Annotated in this window: 21 protein-coding genes and 1 pseudogene; 13 read left to right on the top strand and 9 right to left on the bottom strand. The window is 67.7% G+C overall.

The features are described from left to right. The first annotated feature begins 59 nt into the window (after nucleotides 1-59). Nucleotides 60-956, top strand: a complete 897-nt coding sequence (locus tag QFZ47_RS10805; protein WP_307655630.1) for a ketopantoate reductase family protein — start codon at nucleotides 60-62, stop codon at nucleotides 954-956. Here the strand turns inward: QFZ47_RS10805 and gorA are convergent. Next, entirely contained in the window at nucleotides 953-2311 is a 1359-nt protein-coding gene (gorA, locus tag QFZ47_RS10800) for a glutathione-disulfide reductase (protein WP_307655629.1), read from the bottom strand. The two genes, QFZ47_RS10805 and gorA, sit on opposite strands and share 4 nt — an antisense overlap. A gap of 112 nt (nucleotides 2312-2423) precedes the next feature. Further along, nucleotides 2424-4394, bottom strand: coding sequence for a DUF6600 domain-containing protein (locus QFZ47_RS10795; protein WP_307655628.1), 1971 nt, complete (start codon nucleotides 4392-4394; stop codon nucleotides 2424-2426). Nucleotides 4395-4532: 138 nt separating this feature from the next. On the opposite strand from QFZ47_RS10795, the pseudogene QFZ47_RS10790 reads away from it, so the two are divergent. Further along, nucleotides 4533-6603, top strand: a pseudogene (locus tag QFZ47_RS10790) (PEP/pyruvate-binding domain-containing protein). Nucleotides 6604-6627: 24 nt separating this feature from the next. Here the strand turns inward: QFZ47_RS10790 and QFZ47_RS10785 are convergent. The 3 genes from QFZ47_RS10785 to QFZ47_RS10775 all read right to left on the bottom strand — a co-directional run bounded on the left by QFZ47_RS10785 (nucleotide 6628) and on the right by QFZ47_RS10775 (nucleotide 10443). Next, nucleotides 6628-8574, bottom strand: coding sequence for a TRAP transporter large permease (locus tag QFZ47_RS10785; RefSeq protein WP_307655627.1), 1947 nt, complete (start codon nucleotides 8572-8574; stop codon nucleotides 6628-6630). Then, nucleotides 8571-9239, bottom strand: a complete 669-nt coding sequence (locus tag QFZ47_RS10780; RefSeq protein ID WP_307655626.1) for a TRAP transporter small permease subunit — start codon at nucleotides 9237-9239, stop codon at nucleotides 8571-8573. Before QFZ47_RS10780 ends, QFZ47_RS10785 begins: the two co-directional genes overlap by 4 nt. A gap of 94 nt (nucleotides 9240-9333) precedes the next feature. Next, nucleotides 9334-10443: a TRAP transporter substrate-binding protein gene (locus tag QFZ47_RS10775; RefSeq protein ID WP_307655625.1), complete on the bottom strand. Its 1110-nt coding sequence runs from the start codon at nucleotides 10441-10443 to the stop codon at nucleotides 9334-9336. A gap of 218 nt (nucleotides 10444-10661) precedes the next feature. On the opposite strand from QFZ47_RS10775, the gene QFZ47_RS10770 reads away from it, so the two are divergent. Continuing rightward, nucleotides 10662-11075 (top strand): rhodanese-like domain-containing protein, encoded by a 414-nt coding sequence (locus QFZ47_RS10770; RefSeq protein ID WP_307655624.1) that lies wholly within the window; start codon nucleotides 10662-10664, stop codon nucleotides 11073-11075. A gap of 382 nt (nucleotides 11076-11457) precedes the next feature. Here QFZ47_RS10770 and lysM read toward each other — a convergent pair whose 3' ends face one another. Next, nucleotides 11458-11919 (bottom strand): peptidoglycan-binding protein LysM, encoded by a 462-nt coding sequence (gene lysM, locus QFZ47_RS10765; RefSeq protein ID WP_124961184.1) that lies wholly within the window; start codon nucleotides 11917-11919, stop codon nucleotides 11458-11460. A gap of 126 nt (nucleotides 11920-12045) precedes the next feature. Here lysM and QFZ47_RS10760 point away from each other — a divergent pair, with 126 nt between their 5' ends. After that, nucleotides 12046-12822 carry a type III pantothenate kinase gene (locus QFZ47_RS10760; RefSeq protein ID WP_307655623.1) on the top strand — a complete coding sequence of 259 codons (777 nt, stop codon included), beginning with the start codon at nucleotides 12046-12048 and terminating at the stop codon, nucleotides 12820-12822. A 9-nt stretch (nucleotides 12823-12831) separates the two neighbouring features. Here QFZ47_RS10760 and QFZ47_RS10755 read toward each other — a convergent pair whose 3' ends face one another. The 3 genes from QFZ47_RS10755 to QFZ47_RS10745 are packed head-to-tail and all read right to left on the bottom strand — an operon-like array spanning nucleotide 12832 to nucleotide 15875. Then, entirely contained in the window at nucleotides 12832-14163 is a 1332-nt protein-coding gene (locus QFZ47_RS10755) for a serine hydrolase domain-containing protein (protein ID WP_307658925.1), read from the bottom strand. Between the two features lie 13 nt (nucleotides 14164-14176). Further along, entirely contained in the window at nucleotides 14177-14992 is an 816-nt protein-coding gene (locus QFZ47_RS10750; protein ID WP_307655622.1) for a crotonase/enoyl-CoA hydratase family protein, read from the bottom strand. Between the two features lie 34 nt (nucleotides 14993-15026). Next, complete coding sequence (locus tag QFZ47_RS10745; RefSeq protein WP_307655621.1) at nucleotides 15027-15875, bottom strand: 3-hydroxybutyryl-CoA dehydrogenase; 849 nt, start codon at nucleotides 15873-15875, stop codon at nucleotides 15027-15029. Between the two features lie 180 nt (nucleotides 15876-16055). On the opposite strand from QFZ47_RS10745, the gene purT reads away from it, so the two are divergent. The 9 genes from purT (at nucleotide 16056) to QFZ47_RS10700 (ending at nucleotide 26439) form a co-directional block, all read left to right on the top strand. Continuing rightward, entirely contained in the window at nucleotides 16056-17258 is a 1203-nt protein-coding gene (gene purT, locus QFZ47_RS10740; RefSeq protein ID WP_307655620.1) for a formate-dependent phosphoribosylglycinamide formyltransferase, read from the top strand. A 120-nt stretch (nucleotides 17259-17378) separates the two neighbouring features. Further along, nucleotides 17379-18323: a LipP1 family hormone-sensitive lipase gene (gene lipP1, locus QFZ47_RS10735; RefSeq protein ID WP_307655619.1), complete on the top strand. Its 945-nt coding sequence runs from the start codon at nucleotides 17379-17381 to the stop codon at nucleotides 18321-18323. A 125-nt stretch (nucleotides 18324-18448) separates the two neighbouring features. Continuing rightward, on the top strand, nucleotides 18449-19279 hold the full coding sequence (locus QFZ47_RS10730) for a helix-turn-helix domain-containing protein (RefSeq protein ID WP_307655618.1): 831 nt from the start codon (nucleotides 18449-18451) through the stop codon (nucleotides 19277-19279). Nucleotides 19280-19294: 15 nt separating this feature from the next. Beyond that, nucleotides 19295-20170, top strand: a complete 876-nt coding sequence (locus QFZ47_RS10725) for a branched-chain amino acid ABC transporter permease (RefSeq protein WP_021012814.1) — start codon at nucleotides 19295-19297, stop codon at nucleotides 20168-20170. Nucleotides 20171-20208: 38 nt separating this feature from the next. After that, nucleotides 20209-21285, top strand: a complete 1077-nt coding sequence (locus QFZ47_RS10720; protein WP_307655617.1) for a branched-chain amino acid ABC transporter permease — start codon at nucleotides 20209-20211, stop codon at nucleotides 21283-21285. Then, nucleotides 21282-22103, top strand: coding sequence for an ABC transporter ATP-binding protein (locus QFZ47_RS10715; RefSeq protein ID WP_307655616.1), 822 nt, complete (start codon nucleotides 21282-21284; stop codon nucleotides 22101-22103). The genes QFZ47_RS10720 and QFZ47_RS10715 overlap by 4 nt, the downstream gene beginning before the upstream one ends. Before the next feature lie 481 nt (nucleotides 22104-22584). Then, a complete protein-coding gene (locus QFZ47_RS10710; RefSeq protein WP_307655615.1) occupies nucleotides 22585-23358 on the top strand; it encodes an ABC transporter ATP-binding protein in 774 nt (257 codons plus the stop codon). A 1-nt stretch (nucleotide 23359) separates the two neighbouring features. Then, nucleotides 23360-25240, top strand: coding sequence for an AMP-dependent synthetase/ligase (locus tag QFZ47_RS10705; RefSeq protein WP_307655614.1), 1881 nt, complete (start codon nucleotides 23360-23362; stop codon nucleotides 25238-25240). Between the two features lie 32 nt (nucleotides 25241-25272). Then, nucleotides 25273-26439 (top strand): ABC transporter substrate-binding protein, encoded by a 1167-nt coding sequence (locus QFZ47_RS10700; protein WP_307655613.1) that lies wholly within the window; start codon nucleotides 25273-25275, stop codon nucleotides 26437-26439. Nucleotides 26440-26491: the final 52 nt, after the last annotated feature.

The raw sequence follows: 26491 nt of genomic DNA, 5'->3' as shown, positions 1-26491 counted from the left end.
TGCAGCGGCCGACCGATTAACCTCGGAGGCTCTCGAAAACAAGCTCGAAAGGTGAATCGATGAAAGTCGCAGTCATGGGCGCCGGCGCAGTCGGCTGCTACTACGGCGCCATGCTGGCGCGTGCCGGCCACGAAGTGGTGCTGATCGGCCGGCCTTCGCATGTGGAAGCCGTGCGTGCCCACGGCCTGCGGCTGGAGACGAAGGCTTTCGACGAGCAGGTGCGGCTCGGTGCGAGCACCGAAACCAGCGCGGTGCAGGGCGCGGAGCTCGTGCTGTTCTGCGTGAAGTCCATCGACACCGAAGCGGCCGCGGCGCAGATCCGGCCGCATCTCTCGCCTGGCGCGCTGGTGCTCACGCTGCAGAACGGCGTCGACAACGACGAGCGCGTGCGCTCGGTGCTGCCATCGAGCGACGTGGCCGCGGCCGTGGTCTACGTGGCCACCGAGATGGCCGGTCCGGGCCACGTCAAGCACCACGGCCGCGGCGAGCTGGTGATCGCGCCTTCGCGCAGCAGCGAACAGGTGGCGCAGCAGCTGATGGCCGCCGGCGTGCCCACGCAAATCTCCGACAACGTGCGCGGCTCGCTCTGGGCCAAGCTGGTGCTGAACTGCGCCTACAACGCGCTGTCGGCCGTGTCGCAGCTGCCCTACGGCGAACTCGTGAAAGGCACGGGCGTGGCCGAAGTGATCCGCGACGTGGTCGCCGAATGCCTGGCGGTGGCAAAGGCCGACGGGGTCGAGATTCCGGGCGACACCGATGCGGCCATCCGCGGCATCGCGCAGTCGATGCCGTCGCAGTATTCATCGACCGCGCAGGACCTCGCGCGCGGCAAGCCCAGCGAGATCGACCACCTCAACGGCTTCGTCGTGCGCCGCGGCGAGGCGCTCGGCGTGCCCACACCCGCCAACCGCGTGCTGTTCGTGATGGTGAAGCTGCTCGAAGGCAAGCAGCGCTAGCCTGGCATCGGCTCGCGCATGGTGACGAACTCTTCGGCGGCAGTGGGGTGGATGCCGATGGTGCTGTCGAACAGAGCCTTGGTCGCGCCGGCGCGCATCGCCACGGCAAAGCCCTGCACCACCTCGCCCGCATCGGCGCCCACCATGTGCAGGCCGACCACGCGGTCGCTGGCCTTTTCGACCACCAGCTTCATGAAGGTGCGCTCGCTGCGGCCCGACAGCGTGTGGCGCAGCGACTTGAATTCGCTCGAAAACACCGCCACGTCGCCGAACTTCGCGCGCGCGTCGAGCTCGGTGTAGCCGCAGGTGCCGATGTTCGGATGCGTGAACACGGCTGTGGGAATGAACTCGTAGTCGAGCCGGCGCCGGCCCTTGCCGAAGAGTTCGTCGACCACCACCATCGCCTCGGCCAGCGCCACCGGGGTGAGGTGCACGCGCGTGGACACATCGCCCACCGCGTGGACCGACGGCACCGAGCTGCGGTAGTGCGCATCGACCGCGATGGCACCGCGCTCGTCGAGCTTCACGCCCGCCGCTTCGAGGCCGAGCCCCTGGGTGTTGGGCACGCGGCCGGTCGCGAAGAGCACCGTGTCGGCTTCGATCTGCTGGCCGCGCACCTGCGTGACCGTGAGGCCGCGCGCCCCGCGCGTGACCGTGGCGACCTCGGTGTTGAGCCGCACCTCGACGCCCGCCTTGCCCATCTCGTTGGCGAGGAACTGCCGCACGTCGTCGTCGAAGCCGGTGAGCAGGTGCGCGCGGCGATGCAGCTGCGTCACTCTGGCGCCCAGGCCATTGAAGATCGATGCGAACTCGCAGGCGATGTAGCCGCCGCCGACCACCAGCAGGCGCTTGGGGAACGGGTCGAGGTCGAACATCGCGTCGGAGGTCACGACGTGCTCGCGGCCCGGCATCTCTGGCACATAGGGCGTGCCGCCGGTGGCCACCAGCAGATGGCGCGCGGTGTGGCGCTTGCCGTCGACCTCGACCGTGTGGCCGTCGAGCAGCTGCGCCCAGCCGCTGACCAGCACGACGCCGGAATTCTTCAACAGCGAGGCATACACGCCGTTGAGCCGTGCGATCTCTCTCGCGCGCTGCTCCTTGAGGTGCTCCCAGTCGAATTGCGGCGCTTGCCGCAACTTCCAGCCGTAGCCCGCGGCTTCCTCGAACGACTCGGCATAGCCGGCCGCATAGCTGTAGAGCTTCTTCGGAATGCAGCCCACGTTGACACAGGTGCCGCCGAGATCGGCCGCCTCGGCCAGTGCCACGCGCGCGCCCTGCTGCGCCGCCATGCGCGCGGCGCGCACACCGCCGCTGCCGCCGCCGATGACGAAAAGATCGAAGTCGAATGTGCGCATGGGAAAGCCGCTCCTTGGCGGCGACTGTAGCCGCCGGCCAAGGGCGCCGCTGGCTGCGGGGCTTGCGCGGTGCGATGGCGCTGCTGCGCCGCAGCGCCTTGATGATGAAGGTTCAGCGCTGGTCCGGGGAGGTCCAGAGCCTGCGCGGATCGTCGCCGCCGCGCGGGGCCGGCTGAGCCTGGGGTGGCTGCGGTGACGGAGCAGGCGCAGGCGCGAAGCCGCGTTGCTGCTGGATCGCGCGCACCTGCGCTTCCTGCGCTTGGCGCATCGCGTTCTGCTGGGCCTGTTGTTGCGCCTGAGCCTGCTGCTGTGCCTGTGCGGCGCGTTGCTGCATCTCCTGCTGCTGGCGCAGCATTTGTTGCTGGGCCAGTGCCTGCTGCTGCGCCGCGCGCTGTTGCTGCTGCATCTGCTGCTGGGCTTGTGCCTGGGCCTGGGCCTGCGCCTGGGCTGCACGCTGCTGCGCCTCCTGCTGTTGCCGCAGCGCCTGTTGCTGCTGAATCTGCTGTTGCTGTTGCACCTGCTGCTGCTGCTGCTGGCGTTGTTGCCACTGGTCCTGCCCACCGCGCTGCTGCCAGTCCCGCTGCTGGCGCAAACCCTGCTGGCGCTGCCATTCCATTTGCTGTTGTTGTTGCTGCTGCTGTTGCTGCATCGACTGGACCTGTTGCGCCTGCTGCATCTGCTGGGTTCGCCGCGCCTGCTCGTAGCGCAATTCCTGCTGCTCGCGCGCCATCAGCTGCGTTGGCGGCGCCACCGCGGCCGGCCGGCCGAAGCCGCCGCCGAAGTTGTGCATCGGGACGCCCGGCGCCGGCGCCACTGGCGCGCGCGCGAAGCGGTCGTCCGGCAGCCGCACCAGGTCGCGCCGGCCGAAGGGGCCGCGGCCGAAGCGGTCGGCCGGCAGCACGGTGACGGCGCCCGGCATCTGCTGGTTGGCGTAGAAGTCGTTGCGCAGCTCGGCCTGCCGGTTCCGGTAGACCGCCATGCGGTTCACCTGGTCGAGGTAGCGCTGGCTTGCGCGATAGCCGGGCCGCCAGGCCTCGCCGGGGGCCAGCGGGAACCAGCCCACGCCGTTGCGGCCGTTGCCGATCTGCAAGGCGGCATTGGCACCGCTGCCGCCTACGAAGCCGACCAGCGCGGGCGAATACACGGGCCGTGCGGCCGGCCGTCCCGGCACCCAGGCCCAGCGCGGTCCCACGCGTGCCCAGCGGCCATAGTGGAAAGGCGCGAAGCCCCAGGGTGCGGCATCGACCCAGGTCAGGCCCCAGGGTGCGATGTTGACCCACTGGCCGTCGCGGTAAGGCGCCCAGTCGGCGTCCACGCTGCGCGGGAACCAGACGTCGCCGTAGGTCGGGTCGCTCTGCCAGTCGCCGTAGAGGTCGAGCTGCTGGTAGCCGACCACCTCGCGCGACACGTAGCGCGCGGAGATCGACTGGTCCTCGATGCGGTTGCGCTCGGCCACCCAGGCGTCGAAGCTGCCGTTCTGGACGGGCGCGCCGCCCACCGCGGCGAGGTTGCGGCCCGACACGGTGAGTTGTTGCCGCGCGCCCAGCGATTGCGATTCGCCGTTCTCGCCATGCAGCGTGACGCGGCCCGAGGCCACCGCGATCCAGGTGGTGCCGGCGGCAGGGTCGGCCGCCACGCGGTATTCACCAGGCGCGTCGATCACCACCGCAAGGTTGCCGGTGTCCACCTCGACGCGCTGGCCCGAGAGGTCGTCGCGCACGCGCAGCTGCAGGTTGCCCTGGTTCGCGGTGAGGCGCACGGTGTCGTCGTCGAGTTCGGAGAATTCGACATGCGTCTGCCCATCCATCCGCAGCGCGGCCGAGCCGATGTGGACTTCGGCGCGCGCATTGCGGTCGGTCCAGAGCCGGTCGCCGGTGGTGAGGGGGCGGTTGGGCTGCGCGTCGTACCAGCTGTCTTCGCCGGCGGGCGCGAAGCTCACCGTGCCCTGCTGCAGGTTCAGGCGCGCCACGCGTCCGGGCGGGTCCTGCTGTGCGCTGGCGGCCGCGCCGAGGCACAGCAGCGCGAGGCCGAGCAGCCATCGATGCAATGGCCGGTGAAGATCGGGAAAAGCGGGGCGGTTCATGGTTTGTCTCTGGTTCCCGGGGCCGGATGAAAGCTGTGGATATGTAACGCGCGAGAATCCGCTGCCGCTGTCAGCGCATGCCCTTTGGTTGGTGAAGCGCACGCTCATTCGGCAACTGCTTGTAATGAAAGACTCGGCATGAAAAACAACAAGAACGCTGGTGCGTCGGGCGAACTGCGCTACCGAAACAATAGCGCGGCGCGAGGGGCGATGGCGCTCGTGTGCGCCGCGCTGGCCGTTGCCGCCGTGCCCGCGAACGCGCAGCTCGCGCGCAAGCCTTCCTACTACCAGCAGCAGAACAACAACAAGTCCGCCCCGGAAGGCGCCGCCGCGCAACCCCGCGCGCGCCCGGCCGCGCCCGCGTCGCTGCCGATGCTGCGCAGCCGCAGCGGCTTCGACACCCTGGCCCGCGTGTACGACGCCGGCACGCCGATGCAGCTGGCCCACGTCCTGTTCGTGGTCGACCGCCAAGCCCGGCCGGTGCGCACCTATTACATCGACACGCCGCGCTACCAGCTGCACGTGCGCTTCGTGCGCGACACCGGGCTCTCGCCGCGCGCGGGGCAAGCGCGAGATCGACCGCAACTACCTGGCGCCCGATCGCCGCTTCCTGTTCGGCACGCTGAGCTGGCAGCAGAACATCGGCAGCTTCACCTACGAGTTCTGGGAGGGCGACCAGCTCACCCCCGCGCTGCTGCGCGAGGCCGACGCGCAGGTGAAGGCCAGCTTCTTCGCGCCGGTGAAATTCAAGACCAACTCCACGCTGCACGACCGCGTCGCGAAAGAAGCCGGCATCGATTTCGTCAGCCAGGAAGCGCTGATCCGCGAGCAGCCCTACATGCCGATGAACCTCGGCACGGCCACCGGCCGCGTGCGCATCGTGGACCAGGCCTCCGGTGCGAATGCGCTGAACGCGCTCTTGCCCGACGACATTGCCGTGCTGCGCCAGGTGCCGATCAGCCTGCCGCCCGTGGCCGGCGTGCTGACCGAGCGGCCATCGACCGCGCTTTCGCACGTCAACCTGCTGGCCAAGGGCTGGGGCATTCCCAATGCCTATGTGCGCGATGCCGCGGCCGTGCTGCGCGAGCACGCGGGGCAGTGGGTGGCGCTCAAGGTGGCCGCGTCTGGCTACCAGCTGCGCCGTCTCACGACGGAAGAAATCGCAGCGCTGCCGCCGCGCAATGTGCGCACCGCGGCCACGGGTGCGGTGCCCGGCAGCGGCAAGGCACCGAAGCCCGATCTGAACGAAACCCGCCTGCTGCCGCTCGCCTCGCTGCGCGCGCGCCACAGCGCGCAATGCGGCTCCAAGGCCGCGAACCTCGGCGTCGTGTTGGCCGCGCGCATTCCGTCGACCACGGTGCCCGACGGCTTCTGCATTCCCTTCGCGCACTACGAGCGCTTCATGCGCGCCAACGGCCTGGCCGAGCGCATCGCGCGCATGCGGCAGCAGCCCGGCTTCGCGGGCGATCCGCAGATCCGGCAGAAGGCGCTGGCGCAATTGCGCGAGGAGATCGTGCAGTGGCCCGTCGATGCGGCCGCCGCGGCGGCATGGCGTGCCGCATGGCAGTCGCAGCTGGGCGGCGGCGGCGTGTTCGTGCGCAGCTCGTCCAACTCCGAAGACCTGCCCGGCTTCAGCGGCGCGGGGCTCTACACCACGGTGCCCAACGTGAAGACCGGCGATGCGCTCGAGCTCGCGGTGAAGAAGGTCTGGGCCTCGGTCTTCAACCCCGAGGCCTGGGAGGCGCGCAGCGCCGCGGGCTTCGGCGCCGAGTCGGTGCTGATGGGCGTGTTCGTGCAGAGCGCCATCGATTCCACCAACGCCGGCGTGATGATCACGCGCGACCCGTTCGATGCCGGCCACCCGCACGCCACCTACATCTCGGCCAAGCGCGGCATCGGCATTCGCGTGGTGGAGGGGCAGCGCGTGGCGGAGCAGGTGATGTACTCGAGCTGGTCCAAGGCGATCCAGGTGCTGAGCCGCTCGGCCGAAGAGACGGCGCTGCAGCTCGACAAGGACGGCGGCGTGAAAGAGGTGCCGGTGGAGGCGGGGCGCACCGTGCTGACCGACGAACTCGTGCTGCGGCTTGCCAATGCCGGCGCGGCCGTGAAGCGCGCCTTCGGCGGCGTCGATCAGGACATCGAATGGGCGACGGTGGGCGACCGCATCGTGCTGCTGCAGGCGCGGCCGTATGTGGAGCGGCGGCGCTGAGTCATGGGGAACCGGCCTGCCGGTTCAGCCATAGAGATACTGCGGCAGCCACAGCGTGAGCCCCGGCCAGATGTACATGAACACCATGCACAGGATCACGATCAGCATGTAGGGCATCATCCCCGCGAAGATCTGGTTGATCGTCACGTGCGGCGGCGACACGCCTTTCAGGTAGAAGGCCGACATCGCCACCGGCGGCGAGAGGAACGCCGCCTGCAGGTTCACGAACACCAGCACGCCGAACAGCAGCGGGTCGATCTGGAAGTGCGCGAGCAGCGGCAGGAAGATGGGCACGAAGATCACGATGATCTCGGTCCACTCGAGCGGCCAGCCCAGCACGAAGATGATCGCCTGCGACAGCAGCAGGAACTGCAGCGGGCTCAGATTCATGCCCAGCACCCACTCTTCGACGATGCGCTGGCCGCCCAGCAGCGCGAACACGGCCGAGAACAGCGCCGAGCCCACGAACAGCCAGCAGACCATCGAGGTGGTCTTGAGCGTGAGGAACACGGCCTCCTTGGTCTTCTTGAAGTTCAGCGTGCCGGCCTGCCACGCCATCAGGAAGGCGCCGGCCGCGCCCACCGCGGCAGACTCGGTGGCGGTGGTGATGCCGAACAGGATCACGCCCAGCACCACCAGCGTGAGCGTGGCCAGCGGCATCACCGAGGACACCAGCATGCGCAGGATCTCGAACTGCTCCGCATCCAGGCGCCAGTAGTACCAGGCCAGCAGCCCGAGCGTGAAGAGGCTCGCCACCCAGAAGCCGGTATAGAAGGCCTCGGGCACCGCGGGGGTCTGGGGCGCGTCGACCGCTTCGCCCAGCTGACGCAGGCTGTCGTCGCCTGAAGGCGGCGCGGGGGCGGCTTCGCTGCCGGGAGGCTCCTCGACGCCGCCGGGCGGTTCCTGCAGGCCGCCATCCGCGCCGGATGCCTTGTCGGCCGGTTCGCCGGTGCTCGGCGGCTCGGCCAGCCCGGTGCCCGACGGTTCGGGCAGCGCCGCTGCTGCCGCAGCGGGCTCGCCGGTCTTCGGTGCGGCCTGCTGTGCCGCCACCGGCGCCGCCGCGTTGTTGTCCTTCTGCGAGTAGATGGTCACGTACCACCACACCGACCCCAGCGTGACGGCCGCCAGCGCCAGCGGCACCAGCGCGCCCAGCAAACCGCGCAGCAGCATCCCCCAGGTGATGCGCACGCCCTCGGCCGCGCCGCGCAGCGCGCGCGCCGGAGACACCACGGCCGCGGCGAGCGCGGGCAGCATGCGCGGCGAATAGCTGGCCGCGATGTGCGCGACCCAGGGCGAGACGGGTGCGCGCTGCTGGTCGGCCGGCAGCTTGGGCGCGACCTTCGGCTGCAGCACGGCCCAGCCGATCACGTAGACCAGGTAGAGAAAGGCGAGGAAGAAGCCGGGGAACATCGCTGCCGCATAGAGCTTGACCACCGACTGCCCGGCCACGGCCGCGTACACGATGATCATCACCGAGGGCGGAATCAAAATGCCCAGCGTGCCGCCCGCCGTGATGACGCCGGCCGCCAGCCGCGTGTCGTAGCCCGCGTTGAGCATCGGCCGCATCGCGATCACGCCCATCAGCACCACCACCGCGCCGACCAGGCCGCTCGCAATGCCCCAGAAGGTGCAGACGATCAGCGTGGTCACGGCAAGCGACCCCGGCACACGGCGGAACGCGAGCTGCACGCTGTGGAACATCTTGTCGACCAGCGCGCCGCGTTCCATCACGTAGCCCATCAGCACGAAGAGCGGGATGGACAACAGTGTCTCGTTGGTCATGGCCCCGAAGGCGCGCTGCACCATCAGGTCGAAGACCTTGTTGTCGAGCCAGGGCGAGGCCGGGTCGTAGAAGGCGATGAAGCCGAAGAACATGCCCAGCCCCATCAGCGTGAACGCCGTGGGAAAGCCGAGCATGATCACGACCACGATCAGCCCGAGCATCAGCATGCCGAGTGCGGGTTCGCTCATTGCGCACCTCCCGTGCTGTTGCTCTTGCGCTGCTGCGCGGCCTGCTCGATCGCCTTGGCCCGCTCGATCACTTCGCGCTTGTCGGCTTCGTCGACATAGCTGCTGCCGGCGAGCTGATCGCCGACCACGTCCATCTCTTCGGCGTCCTTCAGGCGCGGCGTCCACACGCCGGTCTTCAGGCACAGCACGCAGCGCACCATCTCGGCAAGGCCCTGCAGCAGCAGCACCGCGCCGGCCACCGGAATGACGAACTTGAAGGGGTAGAGGGGGATGGGGTCGGCATTGAAGGTCTGCTCGTGCATCGCGAGCGATTCGCCGAAGTAGGTCCAGCCCGACCAGGTGAGCGCCACCACGCCGGGCAGGAAGAAGAGCGCGAACAGCACGAGGTCGAGCGCGGCCTGCGTGCGCGGCTTCATGCTGCCGTAGAGGAAGTCGCCGCGCACGTGGCCGGCCTGCGAGAGCGTGTAGGCGCCGCCCATCATGAAGAGCGTGCCGTAGAGCATGTTGTTGGCATCGAAGATCCAGGCGGTGGGTGCGTTGAGCGCGTAGCGCTTGAAGACCTCGCCGCACACCAGCAGCATGAGCGCCACGATGAGCCAAGAGAAGGTCTTGCCCACAGTCATGCTGAACCGGTCGACGGCGTGGAGAAAGCGTTGGATGGTCATGGCGTTCTAGGCAAGGCCCGTTCGTGGAACACGGTGGAACCGGCCTTGCCGGGCCACAGGTGCTGCCCCCGGCAAGGGGGTTGGCAAAGCGACCCTACGCCTTCTTTTTTCCGAAGTAGTGGGTGTAGGCCATCTTGAAGTCGACGCTGTAGTCGTTCTGCCACTGCAGCGCACGCTCGGCAAAGACGCGCTGCGACTCCAGCACCTTCTTGAACAGCGGGTTCTCTCCGGACTTCTTCTCCACCGTCTTGTCCCACGCAGCGAGTTGCGCGCGCAGCACCGCGTCGGGCGTCTTGTAGAACTTAATGCCCGCCTTCTTCATGTCGGCATAGTCCTGCGAGTTGCGCTGCACTGCCTTCCAGCTCATGTCGGCGCTCGCGGCCTGCACGGCATAGTCGATGATCGAGCGCAACTCCTGCGACAGGGCGCTGTACTTGCCCTTGTTGAACAGCACCTCGAACTGCTCGCCCGACTGGTGGAAGCTCTGCAGCATGCAGTTCTTCACCACGTCGGGGAAGCCGAGCGTGCGGTCGCTCGATGCGTTGTTGAACTCGGCCGCGTCGATCAGGCCGCGGTCGAGCGCGGGCACGATCTCGCTGCCGGGCAGCGGGTTCACCGCCGTGCCCATCTCGGTGAACATGTCGACCGCCAGCCCCACGGTGCGGAACTTGAGGCCCTTCATGTCCTCCACCTTGGCCACCGGCTTCTTGAACCAGCCCAGCGGCTGCGTGGGCATCGGGCCGTAGAGGTACGACACCACCTCCATGTTCAGGCTCTTGTAGATCTCCTCGAGCAGCACCTTGCCGCCGCCGTAGTTGTGCCAGGCCAGCACCGTGTTGGCGTCCATGCCGAAACCCGGGCCCGAACCCCACAGCGCGAGCGCCGAGTTCTTGCCGTAGTGGTAGGCCACCACGCCATGGCCGCCGTCGAGCGTGCCCTTGTTCACCGCCTCGAGCAGCTGGAACGCGGGCACCACCGCACCCGAAGGCAGCACCTCGATCTTGAGGCGCCCCCCCGCCATGTCGTTGACCTTCTTTGCGAAGTCCTGCGCATATTCGTGGAAGATGTCCTTGGCCGGCCAGGTGCTCTGGAAGCGCAGCGAGGTGGTCTGGGCCATGCTGACCATCGGCGCCGACATGGCGCCTGCGGCCACGGCCGCACCCTTGAGAAGGTTGCGGCGGCCGGGCGATTTGCTGTCTGTCATGTTGTCTCTCTCCGTACAAGTTCTGATGACGAAAAACCCTGCCCGCCTTTCTGGCGCGATGTTCGGCAGGCCCATCCGCATCTTTGGCGCGCCGGAATATGCGACAAACAGGGTTTTCACGAACTGGTGAAAAATTCCATCATCCGGCGGGGCCCCTGGAAAGAGAAAGAGGGCCGCCGCCCCCGAAACAACCCTGTTGGTCGAAAGGACGCAGAAAAATGACTGAACCCGTTGGAGAAAAAGGCTATGCCGGCGACGTGACGCCCGAGCAGGCCGCGCAGTGGATGGCGAGCGGCGAGGCCGTGCTGGTCGACGTGCGCACCGACGCCGAGCGCGAATGGGTCGGCTACGTGCCCGGTGCCGTCCCGCTGGCCTGGAAGCAGTGGCCGGGCATGACGCTCAACCCGGCCTTCGACGGCGGCATCCAGGCCGCGGGCGAGGACGGCAAGAAGAAACTGGTGCTGCTGTGCCGCAGCGGCGTGCGCTCCATCGCCGCCGCCAGGCGCGCCACCGAGCTGGGGCTCGAGGCCTACAACATCCTCGAAGGATTCGAGGGCAATCCGGACGAGAGCGGCCACCGCGGGCAGATCGGTGGCTGGCGCAAGCGCGGGCTGCCTTGGAAGCAGAACTAGGTTCTGGGGGCGGTTCGGGTTCGGGTTCGGGTTCAGTTCAGGGCGCGCTCCCACCGACGGGGTACCTTGCTCCGCGAATGTCCCCCGGCCTGCGGCCTCCTCCTTGATTTCGCTGCGCAAGGCACCCCATCGACGGGAGCGTTGGAAAGAGCAGTCGTTGATCAGCTGTATACCCAGAGCGTGCCCAGGTGCACAGGGCATCGGGTGCTCCCCGCAGCGAAATAAAGGAGGAGCCGAAGGCGGGGGACATTCGCGGAGGGGAGTACCCGGTGTCCTGTGCACGCGCCCCGAACAACAGCGCCTTGAACAACAACAGCGCCCCGAACAAATAAAAAAGGCCCGCCGAAAAACGGCAGGCCCTTTCATTGCAAAGTGGATCAGTTCACAGCACCGGAATGCGCAGCTTCTGCCCCGGGTAGATCTTGTCCGGATGGCTCAGCATCGGCTTGTTCGCCTCGAAGATCGCGTTGTACTTGTTGGCGTCGCCGTAGTACTTCTTCGAGATGGCCGACAACGTGTCGCCCTTCACCACGTCGTGGTACTGGGCCGGCGGTGCGGGCGGGGCGACCAGGTTGTTGTCGACGCTCGTCACGTTGGCCACGTTGCCCGCGGCAAGCGCGGCTTTTTCGCTGGCTTCCTGCGAAGGCGCCTGGCCCGCGAGCGTCACCACGCCGCTGCTCGCGGTGTAGGTCACTTCGAGCCCCGTGAGCCCGAGATTCTGCGTCTCGATGTAAGTCTTGATCGCGGCTGCGGCCTTGGTGTTCGCGTCCGGCTCGGCGGCCTGGGCCGACGATCCGCCGAACAGCTTTTCTCCTGCTTCCTTGATGAAACTCAGCAAACCCATGGGGTACTCCTTCTGCCTTGGTGGTTGGGAATCGCGACTGTAAGGGCGGCATGTGGCCGCGGCGCGTAGTCCCACGCCGCAAGTGCAAGCGCCGGTAAGCGGCATAAAGTCGCAATAATCCCGCCCATGGCATCCCCCTTTCTCGCGATCGACATCGGCAATACCCGCCTCAAATGGGCGCTCTACGATGCGGCGCATCCGGGGGCCGCGCTGCAGGCGCATGGGGCGGAGTTTCTCGACCACATCGAACGGCTCGCCGACGGCCCCTGGGCCGACCTGCCCGCGCCCGGCTCCATGCTCGGCTGCGTGGTGGCCGGCGATGCGGTGCGCCGCCGCGCCGAGGAGCAGATCGTCGAGCGCTTCGACTGCGCACCGCGCTGGGTGGTGTCCAGCGCGGCCGAGGCCGGCATCGTCAACGGCTACGACCATCCGACGCGGCTGGGCGCCGACCGCTGGGTGGCGATGATCGGCGCGCGCCATCGGATGCTGGACGCGGGGCCGGCGCGGCCGATGGTGGTGGTGATGATCGGCACCGCCGTCACTGTGGAGGCCATCGACGCCGACGGCAGGTTCCTGGGCGGCCTGATCCTGCCGGGCCACGGCATCATGCTGCGCGCGCTGGAGTCGGGCACGGCGGGGCTGCACGTGCCGACCGGCGAGGTGCGCGAATTTCCCACCAACACCAGTGACGCGCTCACCAGCGGCGGCACCTATGCCATTGCCGGCGCGGTCGAGCGCATGGTGCAGCACGTGCGCTCGCACTGCGGCGCCGAGCCCGCCTGCTACATGACCGGCGGCGCGGGCTGGAAGATGGCGCCCGTCATGAACGGGGACTTCGAACTGGTCGAGAGCCTCATCATGGACGGCCTGCTGGTGATTGCTCGCGAGCGGGCTTCCGCCTGAGTTGAACGATCAGGGGCGCATGAGCGCTTCGGCCACGGCCTGGAACGCGGGCAGCGTCAGCGGGTCGTTCCCCGCATTGGCCGCCACGGGGTGCGCGGCGTAGCGCACGATCACCATCTCCGCCTTCGGATCGACATAGATGCTCTGGCCGTGGATGCCGCGCGCCATGTAGGCGCCATGCGGGTTGTTCGTGACCCACCACATGTTGCGGTACGACCAGCCCGGCAGCAGCGCGTAGCCCGCCTTGGCGAACCTGGCCGGATCGCCGCCGCGCGCGATGTCCTCGACCACCGCCTTGGGAATGGCCTGCTGCCCGTTGGGCGCGCGGCCGCCGTTGCGCATGGTCTCGCCGAAGCGCGCGAGGTCGCGCAGCACCGTGTTGAGCCCGCCGCCGCCCGACTCGGTGCCGATGCGGTCGACCATGAAGTAGGCGTCCTGCTCGGCACCGATGCGGCGCCAGATCTTCTCGCTCAGCAGGTCGGCCAGCGACTGGCCGCTGACGCGGCGCAGGATCCAGGCGAGCACCTCGGCATTCACCGTCTTGTAGGCGAAGGCGGCGTCGTGCGCGCCTTCCTTCTTCAGCGTCGCGAGGAATTCGTAGAACGACTTCGGGCCCGCATAGTTCGGGCCCTGCGCCAGCATGCCGCCGGCGCGCGCGTAGTCCCAGATCTCGGCCTTCGGATCGGCATAGTTCTCCGAGTAGTGCACGCCGATGGTCATGTCCATCACCTGGCGCACCGCGGCGTCGCCGTAGGCCGTGTCCTTGAGCTCGGGCAGGTAGCGGGTGACCGGCGCCGCCGGATCGAGCCTTCCTTCCTCCGCGAGGATGGCCGCCAGCGTGCCGACGAAGGACTTGGTGACCGACATCGCAATGTGCGGCCGCTCGGGCGTGAGCGCGCCAAAGTATTTTTCGTAGACCACGCGGCCGCGGTGCAGCACCAGGATGCCGTCGGTGTAGGTGCGCGGGATCATCTGGCCAAAGCTCACCGTCTCCTCGCTGCCCAGGGGCTTGAAGGTCACAGCCTCGAGGTCCGTGCGTGGCGCAGCGGGCAAGGGGCTGGCCGCGCCGCTGCCGCGCCACACGTTGGCCGTGGGCACGGTCTCGCGCACATGCGAGAAGCTCCAGCGCGTGCGCGGAAACACGCCGCCGGCCGGATCGTCGAAGGTGATCAGCTTGTCGGGCGGTGGCGGAAAGCCCTTCATCCAGCCCATTGCCTCGACCGAGGTGGCCGCGGGATCGGGAGGGGAGGCGGGCGCCTGGGCCTGGGAGGTGGTGGTGTTCACGGCGAGCAGTGCAAAGACGGCGGCGAGCGCCGTGCGTTGGAAGAGGATCGTCATCATCATCGGGGTCTCATCAGCGGCCGCTGAAGCGCGCAGGCCGGCGCTCGACGAACGAACGCACGCCTTCGGCCGCGTCTTCGCTGTTCGAAAGCCGCTTCTGCGTCTCGATGAATTCCGACACGGCCGCGAGCGGGCCCTGTTCCACAGCCTTGATCACGTTCAGTCGCGTGGCCACCACCGCCAGCGGGGCTTGCGCCGCGATGCGCTGCGCAATGGCCAGCGCCGCGTCGAGCGCCTGCCCGGCCGGCACCACCTTCTGCACGAAGTTCAGGCGATAGGCCTCGGCGCTGTCGAACTCGTCGGCCGTCAGCAGGTGCAGCATCGCGTTGCCCACGCCCGCTCGTTCGGCCATGCGCAGCGTGGCGCCGCCCGTGGCCATGATGCCGCGCTGAACCTCCATCTGCGAGAAGCGGCAGTCGTCGGCCGCCACCACGATGTCGGCGCCCAGCATCAGCTCGATGCCCACCGTGAAGCAGATGCCCTTCACCGCCGCCACCATCGGCTTGCTGCGGCGGCGATAGCCGGGCAGGCCGAAGTCGTGCGGCTCCACCAGCCCGGCCGGAATGGCCTTCTCGCCGCGCTTCATGTACTCGGCGACCGCCGGCAGGTCGAGCCCGGCCGTGAAATGGTCGCCGAAGGCATGCAGCACACCCACGCGCAGATCGGGGTCGTCATCGAGCCGGGTGTAGGCCTCGGCCAGCTGCCTGAACATCGGCGGCGTCCAGCCATTGCGCTTGGCGGGGCGGTTGATGCCGATCAAGAGCACGTGGTCGATCACCTGGGTGTCGATGCAGCCTTCTGGGGGTGGGGTGGTAGCTGTCACGGCCATGGCGCTTGTCTCCTTGTTTTTGTGGGACGCCGGGTCAGTACGTATACACGCCGCGCCCGGTCTTGCGGCCGAGCTGGCCCGCCGCGACCATTTCCTTCAAGAGCGGGCAGGGACGGTACTTGGAGTCGCCAAACTGCGCGAGGTACACCTCCATCACGGCCAGGCACACATCGAGGCCGATCATGTCGGCCAGCGCCAGCGGGCCGATGGGCTGGTTGCAGCCCAGCTTCATGCCGGCGTCGATGTCCTCGGCCGTCGCGATGCCTTCGGACAGCACGAAGAAGGCCTCGTTGATCATCGGCACCAGGATGCGGTTGACCACGAAGCCCGGCGCGTTTTTCACCGTGATCGGCGACTTGCCGAGCTTTTCGGCCAGCGCCTTGACGGCGTCGTGCGTGGCGTCGCTCGTGAGATAGCCGCGGATCAGCTCGACCAGCGCCATCATCGGCACCGGGTTGAAGAAGTGCATGCCGATGAAGCGGTCGGCGCGCGAGGTGGCGGCCGCGAGCTGGGTGATCGAGATCGACGAGGTGTTCGAGGCAATGATCACCTCGGGCGCCACCAGCTCGTCGACCTGCTTCAAGATCCTGAGCTTGAGCGCGTGGTTCTCGGTGGCCGCCTCGATCACGAGTTGCGCGCCCTTCAGGTCGTCGTAGTTGGTCGAGCCCTTGATCAGCGCGAGCGCCGTGGCCTTCTGCTCGGCCGTGAGCTTCTCTTTCTTGATCAGCCGGTCGAGGCTCCCCGAGACGGTGGCCAGGCCCTTGTCGACCGCCGCCTGGGCGACATCGACCATCACCACGTTCACGCCCGCCACCGCGCAGGCCTGTGCGATGCCATTGCCCATTGTTCCGGCACCAATGATGCCGACGGTCTGAATCGTCATGAGAAAACTCCTTGAAGAACGAATAAAGCGGAAAGAGGGAGCGGGTGGACGCACCACCGCAGCAGGAGATCGATTGTGAAGCAGCCCCGCCAGGCCGCCGTTGCCGCGCGTGACACCGGCGGCACGCGGGTGGCTTACAGTGCGGCGATCGTTTTTTCTTCTCTCTTTCCGACTCCGACCATGACCACCCTCGGCACCCCTCTTTCCCCTTCTGCCACCCGCGTGATGCTGCTGGGTTCCGGCGAACTCGGCAAGGAGGTGCTGATCGCCCTGCAGCGCCTCGGCGTCGAAACCATTGCGGTCGACCGCTACGAGAACGCGCCCGGCCAGCAGGTGGCGCACCATGCGCGCACCATCACCATGAGCGATCCCGAGCAACTCAAGGCGCTGATCGAGGCCGAAAAGCCCATGCTCGTGGTGCCCGAGATCGAGGCCATCGCCACGCCGATGCTGCAGCAGCTCGAAGACGCCGGCGTGGTGCGCGTCATTCCCACGGCCCGCGCCGCCCGCCTCACGATGGACCGCGAAGGCATCCGCCGCCTGGCCGCCGAAACGCTGGGCGTGCCCACCAGCCCCTACAAGTTCTGCGACTCGCTCGCCGAGCTGCAGGCGGCCATCGACGAGGGCATCGGCTACCCCTGCATCGTCAAGCCCGTGATGAGCAGCTCCGGCAAGGGCCAGAGCAAGATCGACGGCCCGGCCGACGTGCAGAAAGCCTGGGACTACGCGATGGCCGGCGGCCGCGTGAGCCATGGCCGCGTGATTGTCGAAGGCTTCATCGACTTCGACTACGAGATCACGCTGCTGACCGTGCGCGCCAAGGATGCGACAGGCGCCGTCGAAACGAAGTTCTGCGACCCCATCGGCCATGTGCAGGTCAGCGGCGACTACGTGGAAAGCTGGCAGCCGCACCCCATGGCGCCGGCCGCGCTGCAGAAGGCGCAGCAGATCGCGCAGGCCGTCACGGCCGACCTCGGCGGCCAGGGGTTGTTCGGCGTCGAGCTGTTCGTGAAGGGCGACGAGGTCTGGTTCAGCGAAGTGAGCCCGCGCCCGCACGACACCGGCATGGTGACGATGGCCACGCAATGGCAGAACGAGTTCGAGCTGCATGCACGCGCCATCCTCGGCCTGCCAGTGGACACCTCGCTCAAGAGCCCGGGCGCGAGCGCGGTGATCTATGGCGGCGTCGATGCCACCGGCATCGCCTTCGACGGCGTGGCCGAGGCGCTGCAGGTGCCCGGCAGCGACATCCGCCTGTTCGGCAAGCCCGAGAGCTTCGCCAAGCGCCGCATGGGCGTGGTGCTGGTGCATGCGGCCGACACCGACACCGCCCGCAAGCTCGCCAAGGAAGCCGCCTCGCGCGTGAAGCCGCGCAGGGCCTGAGCGGCACGGGGCCACAGCACACCCCAGTACAGCCAGTTTTCGCAAGCCGCGCCGGGAACGCGCGGGCATCGTGCGGATGAGAGATCGGGCGAACGCCAGCCCGACCCCACCGGAGACACCATGCTGCACCCCCAGGCGCGCGCCTTGCTCGACTTCATCGAGGCGCGCGGCATCCCGCCGACCCACACGCTGTCGCCCGCCGAGGCGCGCGCCTTCTACCGCGAGCGCCGCGCCGCCACGCAACCCGAGGCCCCGCCGGTCGCCGAAGTTCGCGACCTGAAGGCCGATGGACCGCACGGCACCATCCCGGTGCGCCTCTATCGTCCGCTGGGTTCCACGGCCCGTGCCGCGCTGCCGGTGCTCGTGTACTTCCACGGCGGCGGCTGGGTCATCGGCGACCTCGACACGCACGACGTGCTGTGCCGCTCGCTCGCCAACGGCGCGGGCTGCGCGGTCGTATCGATCGACTACCGCATGGGGCCGGAGCATCGCTTCCCGGCCGCGGTCGACGACGTGCTGGCCGCGACCCGCTGGGTGCGCCGCGAGGCCGCCGCGCTCGGCCTCGATGCCAGCCGCCTCGCGGTGGGCGGCGACAGCGCGGGCGGCAACCTCGCCGCCGTGGCGGCCATAGCCGCGCGTGATGCCGGCGACCTGCCCATCGCCTTCCAGTTGCTGATCTATCCCGCCACCGACATGCGCCGCGGCCATCCCTCGCACCAGGCCAACGGCCAGGGCTACCTGCTGACCCGCGACACGATGGCCTACTTTCACGACCACTACATCGACGACGCCCGGCACGACCTCGACTGGCGCGCATCGCCGCTGCTGCATGCCGATCTCTCGGGCCTGCCGCCCGCGCTGGTGCTCACGGCCGGCTACGACCCGCTGCGCGACGAAGGCATGGCCTACGCCGAGGCATTGACCGCCGCCGGCAACCGCGCCGCATACGTCTGCTTCGAGCGCCAGATCCATGGCTTCATCACCATGGGCAAGGTGCTCGACGAGGCCGACACGGCCGTCGCGCTGTGCTGCGCCGAACTGCGCCGCGCGCTTGCGTCGGCCTAGGGCCTGCCCTAGGGAAAGTCCCCGCGCAAATGCACGCCGCGCAGCCGGCCCCCGCCGCTACGATCCAGCCAACGCAGCGCCGGCCCCAGGCCGGCGGCGGCCCGATGCAGGAGACAGAAGACACCATGCAGCGAACGAAGGCGGCGCCGCCGGAAAGCGGCGGTGCGCAGCGCGGGGAGCGCCTGATGTGGCTCACGCACCAGCGCGTGTTCTACGCCGGGCTGCTCGGGGCCGCGGCCGAGCGCACGATGGGCGGGCACGGCGTGTACGTGTCGCCCGCGGGCGCGCCGCCGAACCGCCTGTGCATCGGCGGCGGCGCCTGGCAGGCGGGCGAACTGCTGGTGGTGCCGCCGCAGGTGCCGCACCGGGTGGAAAGCGCACATCCGCTCATCTTCAACCTGCTGATCGAATCGGAGTCGGTCGATCCCGCCCGCATGCCGGCCTTCATGCAGCACTGCGGTCCGGTCGATGCGCCGGCCTTCGTGCGGCGCATGCGCGATGCCCATGCGCAGCTGCTCGCCGCCTCGGGCCGCGGCACGGACTTCGACGGCTTCGATTTCGATGCGCTGTTCTTCGGCGAGCCGCTGGCGCCGCGCGCGCTCGATGCGCGCATCCGCAAGGTCATCGACACCATCAACGCCGACCCGGCCGCACCCACCTCGGCCGAAGACTGCGCGGCCTCGGTGCATCTGTCTTTCTCGCGTTTCCTGCATCTGTTCAAGCAGGAAACCGGCATGGCGTTTCGCGCCTTCCGCGCCTGGAAGCGCGCGCGCAGCCTGCTGCGCCATGTGCGCCAGGCCAGCACGCTGACCGACATCGCGCTGGACACCGGCTACCCCGATTCGACGCACTTCAGCCATTCGATCCGCCAGGTCTACGGCCTGAAGCCGAGCGACATCCTGGCCGGCTCGCGCCGCCTCGCGCTGCACGACGCGGCCGGCGGCTTCAGGCAGTAGGCGCACAGGGGCCCCATGCAGATCCTCCAACTCCTGCTGTCGGGCATTGCGCAAGGTTGCATCTACGGGCTGATCGCACTGGGCTTCGTGCTGATCTACAAGGCCACCGAAACCGTGAGCTTCGCGCAGGGCGACCTGATGATGCTCGGGGCCTTCGGTGCATTTGCCGGCATGTCGCTGTTCGGCCTGCCGTTCTGGCTTGCGGCCATTCTGGCGGTGGTGGCGATGGCGGCCTTCGGCGTGCTGCTCGAACTGGTGGTGATCCGCCCGATCCTCGGGCAGCCGCAGTTCTCGATCGTGATGCTCACCATCGGCATCGCCTACGTGGCGCGCGGGCTCATCACCATGGTGCCGGGCATCGGCACCGACACCCACACGCTGCCGGTGCCCTACAAGGACCAGATCTGGAAGCTGGGCGGGCTGGTGGTCAACCTCGAACAGCTCGCGATCATCATCGCCACCGCCATCCTGTGCGGCCTCTTGTTCGCGATGTTTCGCTACAGCAAGCTCGGCATCGCGATGCAGGCCTCGTCGCAGAACCAGCTCGCGGCGTACTACATGGGCATTCCGGTGAAGCGCCTGAACGGATTGGTGTGGGGGCTCGCGGCGGCGGTTGCTGCCATTGCCGGCATGCTGCTCGCGCCCATCACCTTCGTGCACGCGAACATGGGCTTCATCGGGCTCAAGGCCTTTCCGGCCGCGGTGGTGGGCGGCTTCGGCAGCCTGCCGGGCGCGATCGTCGGCGGGCTTGTGATCGGCATCGTCGAATCGTTCGCGGGCTTCTACCTGCCCGACGGCTTCAAGGACACGGCCCCGTACATCGTGGTGCTGCTGATGCTGATGATCAAGCCCAACGGCCTGTTCGGCGAGAAGCTGCGCAAGAAAGTCTGAGAAAAATGCGCCCCCACGCGCTTCGGCGGACCTGACTCATGCGCTTCATCTTCAAGACCAGCTACGACCAGGACATCCGCCTCGCGCGGCACGGCGGCCATGTGTTCTGGTACGGCCTGCTCGCCGCGTTTCTGGTCGCCGCGCCATGGGCGATCGACGAGTACTGGCTCGCGCAGCTGACCTTCGTGCTGATCTACGGCATCGTCGGCTTGGGCCTGATGCTGCTGGCGGGCTTCACGGGGCAATTCTCGATCGGGCATGCGGCGTTCCTCGGCGCCGGCGCCTACACGCAGGGCGTGCTGACCAATCTGGGCGTGCCGTTTCCGATCGCGCTGCTCGCGGCCGCGGCGCTGTCGGCGGCGGTGGGCGTGGTGGTCGCGCTGCCGGCCCTGCGCGTGAAGGGCATCTACCTGGGCATTGCCACGCTGTCGTTCGGCTTCATCGTCGAGGAAGTGTTCGCGCGCTGGGAGAGCGTGACGGGCGGCAACGCGGGGCTGCATGTGAAGTCGCCGCAGCTCTTCGGCTGGTCGCTGGGGTCGGGCAACGGCTTCTACTTTCTGTGCCTGGTGGTGGCGGTGCTCAGCACGCTGGGCATCCTGAACCTGCTGCGCTCGCCGACCGGCCGTGCCTTCGTTGCGATTCGCGATTCGGAAATCTCGGCGCAGAGCATGGGCATTCACCTGGCGCGCTACAAGACGATGTCGTTCGCGATCTCGGCCGCGCTTGCGGGCCTGGGCGGCGCCCTGTATGCGCACAAGCTGAGCTTCATCTCGCCGGACCAGTTCAACATCCTGCAGTCGATCGACTTGCTGCTGATGGTGGTGATCGGCGGCCTGGGCTCGGTGCATGGCGCGTTCCTGGGCGCGATCTTCCTGATTGCGATGCCGCAGCTGATATCCATGGGCAAGGACTGGCTGCCGGCCGTTGTCGGCCAGGCGCCCGGGCTGCAGGGGCTGGTGTACGGCGTGGTGCTGATCGCGTTCGTGCTGTTCGAGCCGCTGGGGCTGTATGGCCGCTGGCTCAAGATCCGCACCTGGCTGCAGCTCTTTCCGTTCTACCGCAAGGGTCTGTTCAGGCGGCAGAAGTCGTTCACCAAGTCGGACCGGCTGAGATGAGCGGCAGCGACGTTCTTCTTTCGGCCAAGGACCTGAGCGTGCGCTTCGGCGGCGTGCTCGCGGTCAACAAGGTGAGCTTCGACGTGCACCGCGACGAGGTGTTCACGCTGATCGGGCCGAACGGCGCAGGCAAGACGACGGTGTTCAACCTGATCAGCCGGATCTACACGCCGACCATGGGCGAGATCACGTGGCATGGCGGGGCCGCCGGGCCGCTGGCGCTGACGCAGCAGGCGCCCCACGCGATCGCGGCGCTCGGCATTGCGCGCACCTTTCAGAACATCGAACTCTTCGAGCATGCGACGGTGCTGCACAACCTCTTGATCGGCCGCCATACGCACCGTCGGACAGGTTTCTGGAGCGAGGTGTTCTTCACGCCCGCGACGCGGCGCGCCGAGATTCAGGCGCGCGAGAAGGCGGAGCAGGTGATCGATCTTCTGGACTTGCAGCACCATCGCGACTCGATGGTGGCCGGCCTGCCGTACGGCGTGCGCAAGGTGGTGGAGCTCGCGCGTGCGCTGTGCACCGAGCCCAAGCTGCTGCTGCTCGACGAGCCGTCGTCCGGGCTCAACGTCGAGGAGACGGCGGACATGGCGTTCTGGATCCAGGACATCCAGCATGAGCTGGGGGTGTCGGTGCTGATGGTCGAGCACGACATGTCGCTGGTGTCGAAGGTGTCGGACCGCGTGCTTGCCATGAACATGGGGGAAGTGCTGGCCACTGGAACGCCGCGCGAGGTGCAGGCAGACGCGCGTGTCATCGAGGCTTATCTTGGGACTGTGGATGACGTGAGCAGCTTGAGGAGGGTGGCGGCATGAGCGCTTTGTCCGCTGCTTCGTTGGAGGCGCCCGGTATGCGGTGCGGCGCGGTCGCCCCCACTATGCCGGCCGCTGCGCGGCTCCCCTGCGGTGCTCGCGTTTCGCGGGGTCTCGCAGAACTCGCTTCGCTCAAACAGCTGCGAGCCCTGATCCGCGAAACGCTGCGCTCCTCGGCGGCACAGAGGGGGCGCCCACCCCGCACCGCACACCGGGCTTGGGGGTGGAGGAAACACCCCGAGCGTGCCCTCGGCGTTGGGGCCCCTGCCCCGGGCGGGCCGTTGAGGCACCGCCGAGCAGCGCAGCGACAGGCGGATCAGGGCTCGCAGCTGTTTGAGCGCAACGCAGTGGAGCGAGTTCTGCGAGACCCCGCCTGTCGTGAGCAGCGCAGGGGAGCCGCGAAGCGGCCGGTGACGTCGGCCCGCCCGGGGCAGGGGCCCCAACGCCGCTCCCCGCCCTTTGCGAGCATTCGGAGGGCAACGCCATGACCGACGTTGTTCTCCAACTGCTCAACGTCGAAAGCGCCTACGGCCCCATCAAGGCCATCCGCGGCGTGAGCCTGAAAGTCCGCCAAGGCGAGATCGTGACGGTCCTGGGCTCCAACGGCGCGGGCAAGACGACGATCCTCAAGACCATCTCGGGAATCATCGACCCCCGCAAAGGCAGCATCGAATTCCAGGGCAAGGACATCACCGCCAAGGACCCGGCCCACATCGTGCAGCAGGGCCTCGGCCACGTGCCCGAAGGCCGCGAGGTGTTCCCGCTGCTGTCGGTGAAAGACAACCTGCTGATGGGCGCCTACACCCGCAAGGACCGCGACGGCGTGGCGCGCGACATGGAGAGCGTCTACACCTACTTTCCCATCCTGCGCGAGCGCGCCACGCAGGATGCCGGCCTGCTCTCGGGCGGCCAGCAGCAGATGCTCGCGATTTCGCGCGCCATCATGGCCGCACCGCATCTGATCCTGCTCGACGAACCCAGCCTCGGCCTGAGCCCCAAGCTGACGAAAGAGATCTTCGAGATCGTCGTGCGCATCAACCGCGAACGCGGCACCACCATCCTGCTGGTGGAGCAGAACGCCAACATGGCGCTCAACGCCTCCGACCATGGCTACGTGCTCGAGAACGGCCGCATCGTCATGGAAGACACCTGCGAACGCCTGCGCGAGAAGGAAGACATCAAGGAGTTCTACCTGGGCGTCAAGGACGACGGCGTGCGCGGCGAGCGGCGCTGGAAAAAGAAGAAGACCTGGAGGTGACATGAGCATGCTCCCTCTGCGCGCTCCGGCCGGCCTCTGGGACCTGGCGCATCTGCAGCCGAGTCCGGGCATCGTCGTGCCGGGCGAGACCATCCCGGCCGTGTTCTGGAAGGCCGTGGAGCTGCGCGCCGACAAGGTCTGGATGCGGCAGAAGGAATTCGGGATCTGGCGCGCCTGGACCTGGCGGCAGACCGCCGAGGCCGTGCGCGAGATTGCGGGCGGCCTGCTGGCGCTGGGCTTCGGGCCGGGCGAATGCGCATCGATCCTTGCCAACACCGTCATCGAATGGGTGCTCAGCGACATCGCCGTGCTCAGCTGCGGCGGCGTGTCCAACGGCATCTATCCCACCGACGCGGCCTCGCAGGTGCACTACCTCTGCGAGGACTCGCGCACCACCGTGCTCTTCGTCGAGGACGACGAGCAGCTCGACAAGGCGCTCGAAGTGCGCGCGCGGCTGCCGATGCTGCGCAAGGTCGTCGTGTTCGACATGGAAGGCCTGCGCGAGCTCGACGACCCCGGCGTCATCAGCCTGGACGCCCTGCGCGCACTCGGCCGAGCCCACCAGCAGGCCCATCCGCAGGCGCTGGAGCAGCGCATTGCCGCCTGCCGCCCCGAAGACCTCGCGATCCTGGTCTATACCTCCGGCACCACCGGCAAGCCCAAGGGTGCGATGCACAGCCACCGCGGGCTGGTCTACACCATGCGCGGCTACAACACTCTGCTGGCGCAGGGCGAGGGCGACGAGCGCATGTGCTTCCTGCCGCTGTGCCACATCGCCGAGCGCATGGGCGGCGAATACTTCGCGATGTACACCGGCTCGATCCTCAACTTCGTCGAGAACCCCGAAACCGTGCCCGAGAACGTGCGCGAGATTTCGCCCACCGTGTTCACCGCCGTGCCGCGCGTGTGGGAGAAGTTCTATTCGGGCGTGATGATCGCGCTCAAGGAAGCCAGCCGGCTGCAGCAGGCCGCCTACGGCTGGAGCATCGGCGTGGGCCGGCAGATCGCCGAGCGCGTGCTCCAGGGCCAGCCGGTGGGGGCGTGGCTGCGCTTCAAGTTCCGCATGGCGCGCTGGCTGGCGCTGGACAACGTGCGCAAGCTCATCGGCATCCACCGCGCGCGCTTTCTCGTGACCGGCGCGGCGCCGATCTCGCCCGAGCTCGTGCGCTGGTATCTTGCGCTGGGCGTGCCCATGCTGGAGGTCTGGGGCATGACGGAATCATGCGGCGCCTCCACGGGCGTGCCGCCGTCGCGCATCATGCCGGGCTCGATCGGCCCGGCCACCAGCTACAACGAGGTGCGCCTCGATCCCCAGACCGGCGAAATCCTGGTGCGCGGCCCCAATGTCTTCATGGGTTACCTCAACCTGCCGGAGAAGACCGCCGAGACCATCGACGCCGACGGCTGGCTGCACACCGGCGACGTCGGAACGGTCGACGCGGGAGGGTATTTCCGCATCACCGACCGCATGAAGGACATCATCATCACGGCAGGGGGGAAGAACATCACGCCGAGCGAGCTGGAGAACGAGCTCAAGTTCAGCCCCTACATCACCGACGCAGTGGTGATCGGCGACAAGAAACCCTACCTCACGGTGATTGTCATGATCGACCAGGAGAACGTCGAGAAGTTTGCGCAGGACCACGACGTGCCGTTCAGCAACTACGAAAGCCTGACGCGCGCGCAGGAGGTGCTCGACCTGATCCAGGGCGAAATCGACCGCGTCAATGCCAGGTTCGCGCGGGTCGAGCAGATCAAGAAGTTCTTCCTGCTCGAAACGCAGTTGAGTGCCGAGGACGAGGAGCTCACGCCGACGATGAAGCTCAAGCGCAAGCTGGTGCAGGCCAAGTACGCCGAGCGCATCGACGCCATGTATCGCTGATTCATTTTTGGTCAACCCGAGGAGACAACCCCATGAAGCTCAAGACAGTGACGACCCTGGCCGTGCTGGGCCTGGCCGCAGCGTTCGCGTCGGCGCAGCAGCAACAGGGCGTGAGCAAGGACGAGATCCGCATCGGCACCATCCAGGACCTGTCGGGGCCGCTCGCGGGCTTCGGCAAGCAGGCGCGCAACGGCATGCAGCTGCGCGTGGACGAACTCAACGAGCAAGGCAGCATCCACGGGCGCAAGCTCAAGCTCTTCGTCGAGGACTCGGGCTACGACCCGAAGAAGGCCGTGCTCGCGGCGCAGAAGCTGGTCAACCAGGAAAAGATCTTCATCATGGCCGGCCACATCGGCACGGCGCAGAACATGGCGGCCATGCCGGTGCAGTTCGAGAAGAACATCGTCAACTACATGCCGATCACGGCGGCGCGCGAAATGTACGAGCCGCTGAACCGGCTCAAGTATTCGTTCGCGGCCACCTACTACGACCAGATCCGCCTGGCCCTGCCCAAGATGATCAAGGAGAAGGGCGCCAAGAAGGTCTGCACCATCTACCAGGACGACGAGTTCGGGCTCGAGGTGCAGCGCGGTGCGGAGGCCGGCCTGAAGACTGCGGGCATGGAACTCGCCGAAAAGACCTCCTTCAAGCGCGGGGCCACCGACTTCAGCTCCCAGGTGGCCAAGATGAAGGCTGCCAACTGCGATCTCGTGGTGCTCGGCACCATCATCCGCGAGACCATCGGCACCGTGGGCGAGGCGCGCAAGACGGGCTTCAACCCGACCTTCCTGGGCTCCAGCGCGTCCTACACCGACCTGATCCACAAGCTCGGCGGCAAGGCGATGGACGGCATCTACGCCACCATGACGGTGCAGAACCCCTATACCGACGAACAGTCGCAGCCGCTTCGCTTCTGGGCCAACAAGTACAAGACCAAGTTCAACGAGGATCCGACGGTGTTCTCGGTGTATGGCTACGTCATCATCGATTCGTTCATCAAGGCGGCGCAGAAGGCCGGCCCGAACCTCACGACCGACAGCTTCATCAAGGCGATGGACAGCATGACCTTCGAGCCCGACATGTTCGGCAATCCGAAGAGCAGCTACACCGCCACCAAGCGCCTGGGCAACGACCAGTCCCGTCTGTCGCAGATCAAGGACGGCAAGTGGGTCGTCGTGTCCGACTATGTGACACCGTAATCGGGCGCTCACCGCGCAGGCCGAGGCGGGTTTATATTTGCGGCGAACTCCC

Source organism: Variovorax paradoxus, from assembly GCF_030815975.1.
GTDB lineage: Bacteria > Pseudomonadota > Gammaproteobacteria > Burkholderiales > Burkholderiaceae_C > Variovorax > Variovorax paradoxus_N.
Note: the sequence above shows the minus strand (reverse complement) of the source record. Positions and strands in the feature narration are given on the sequence as shown.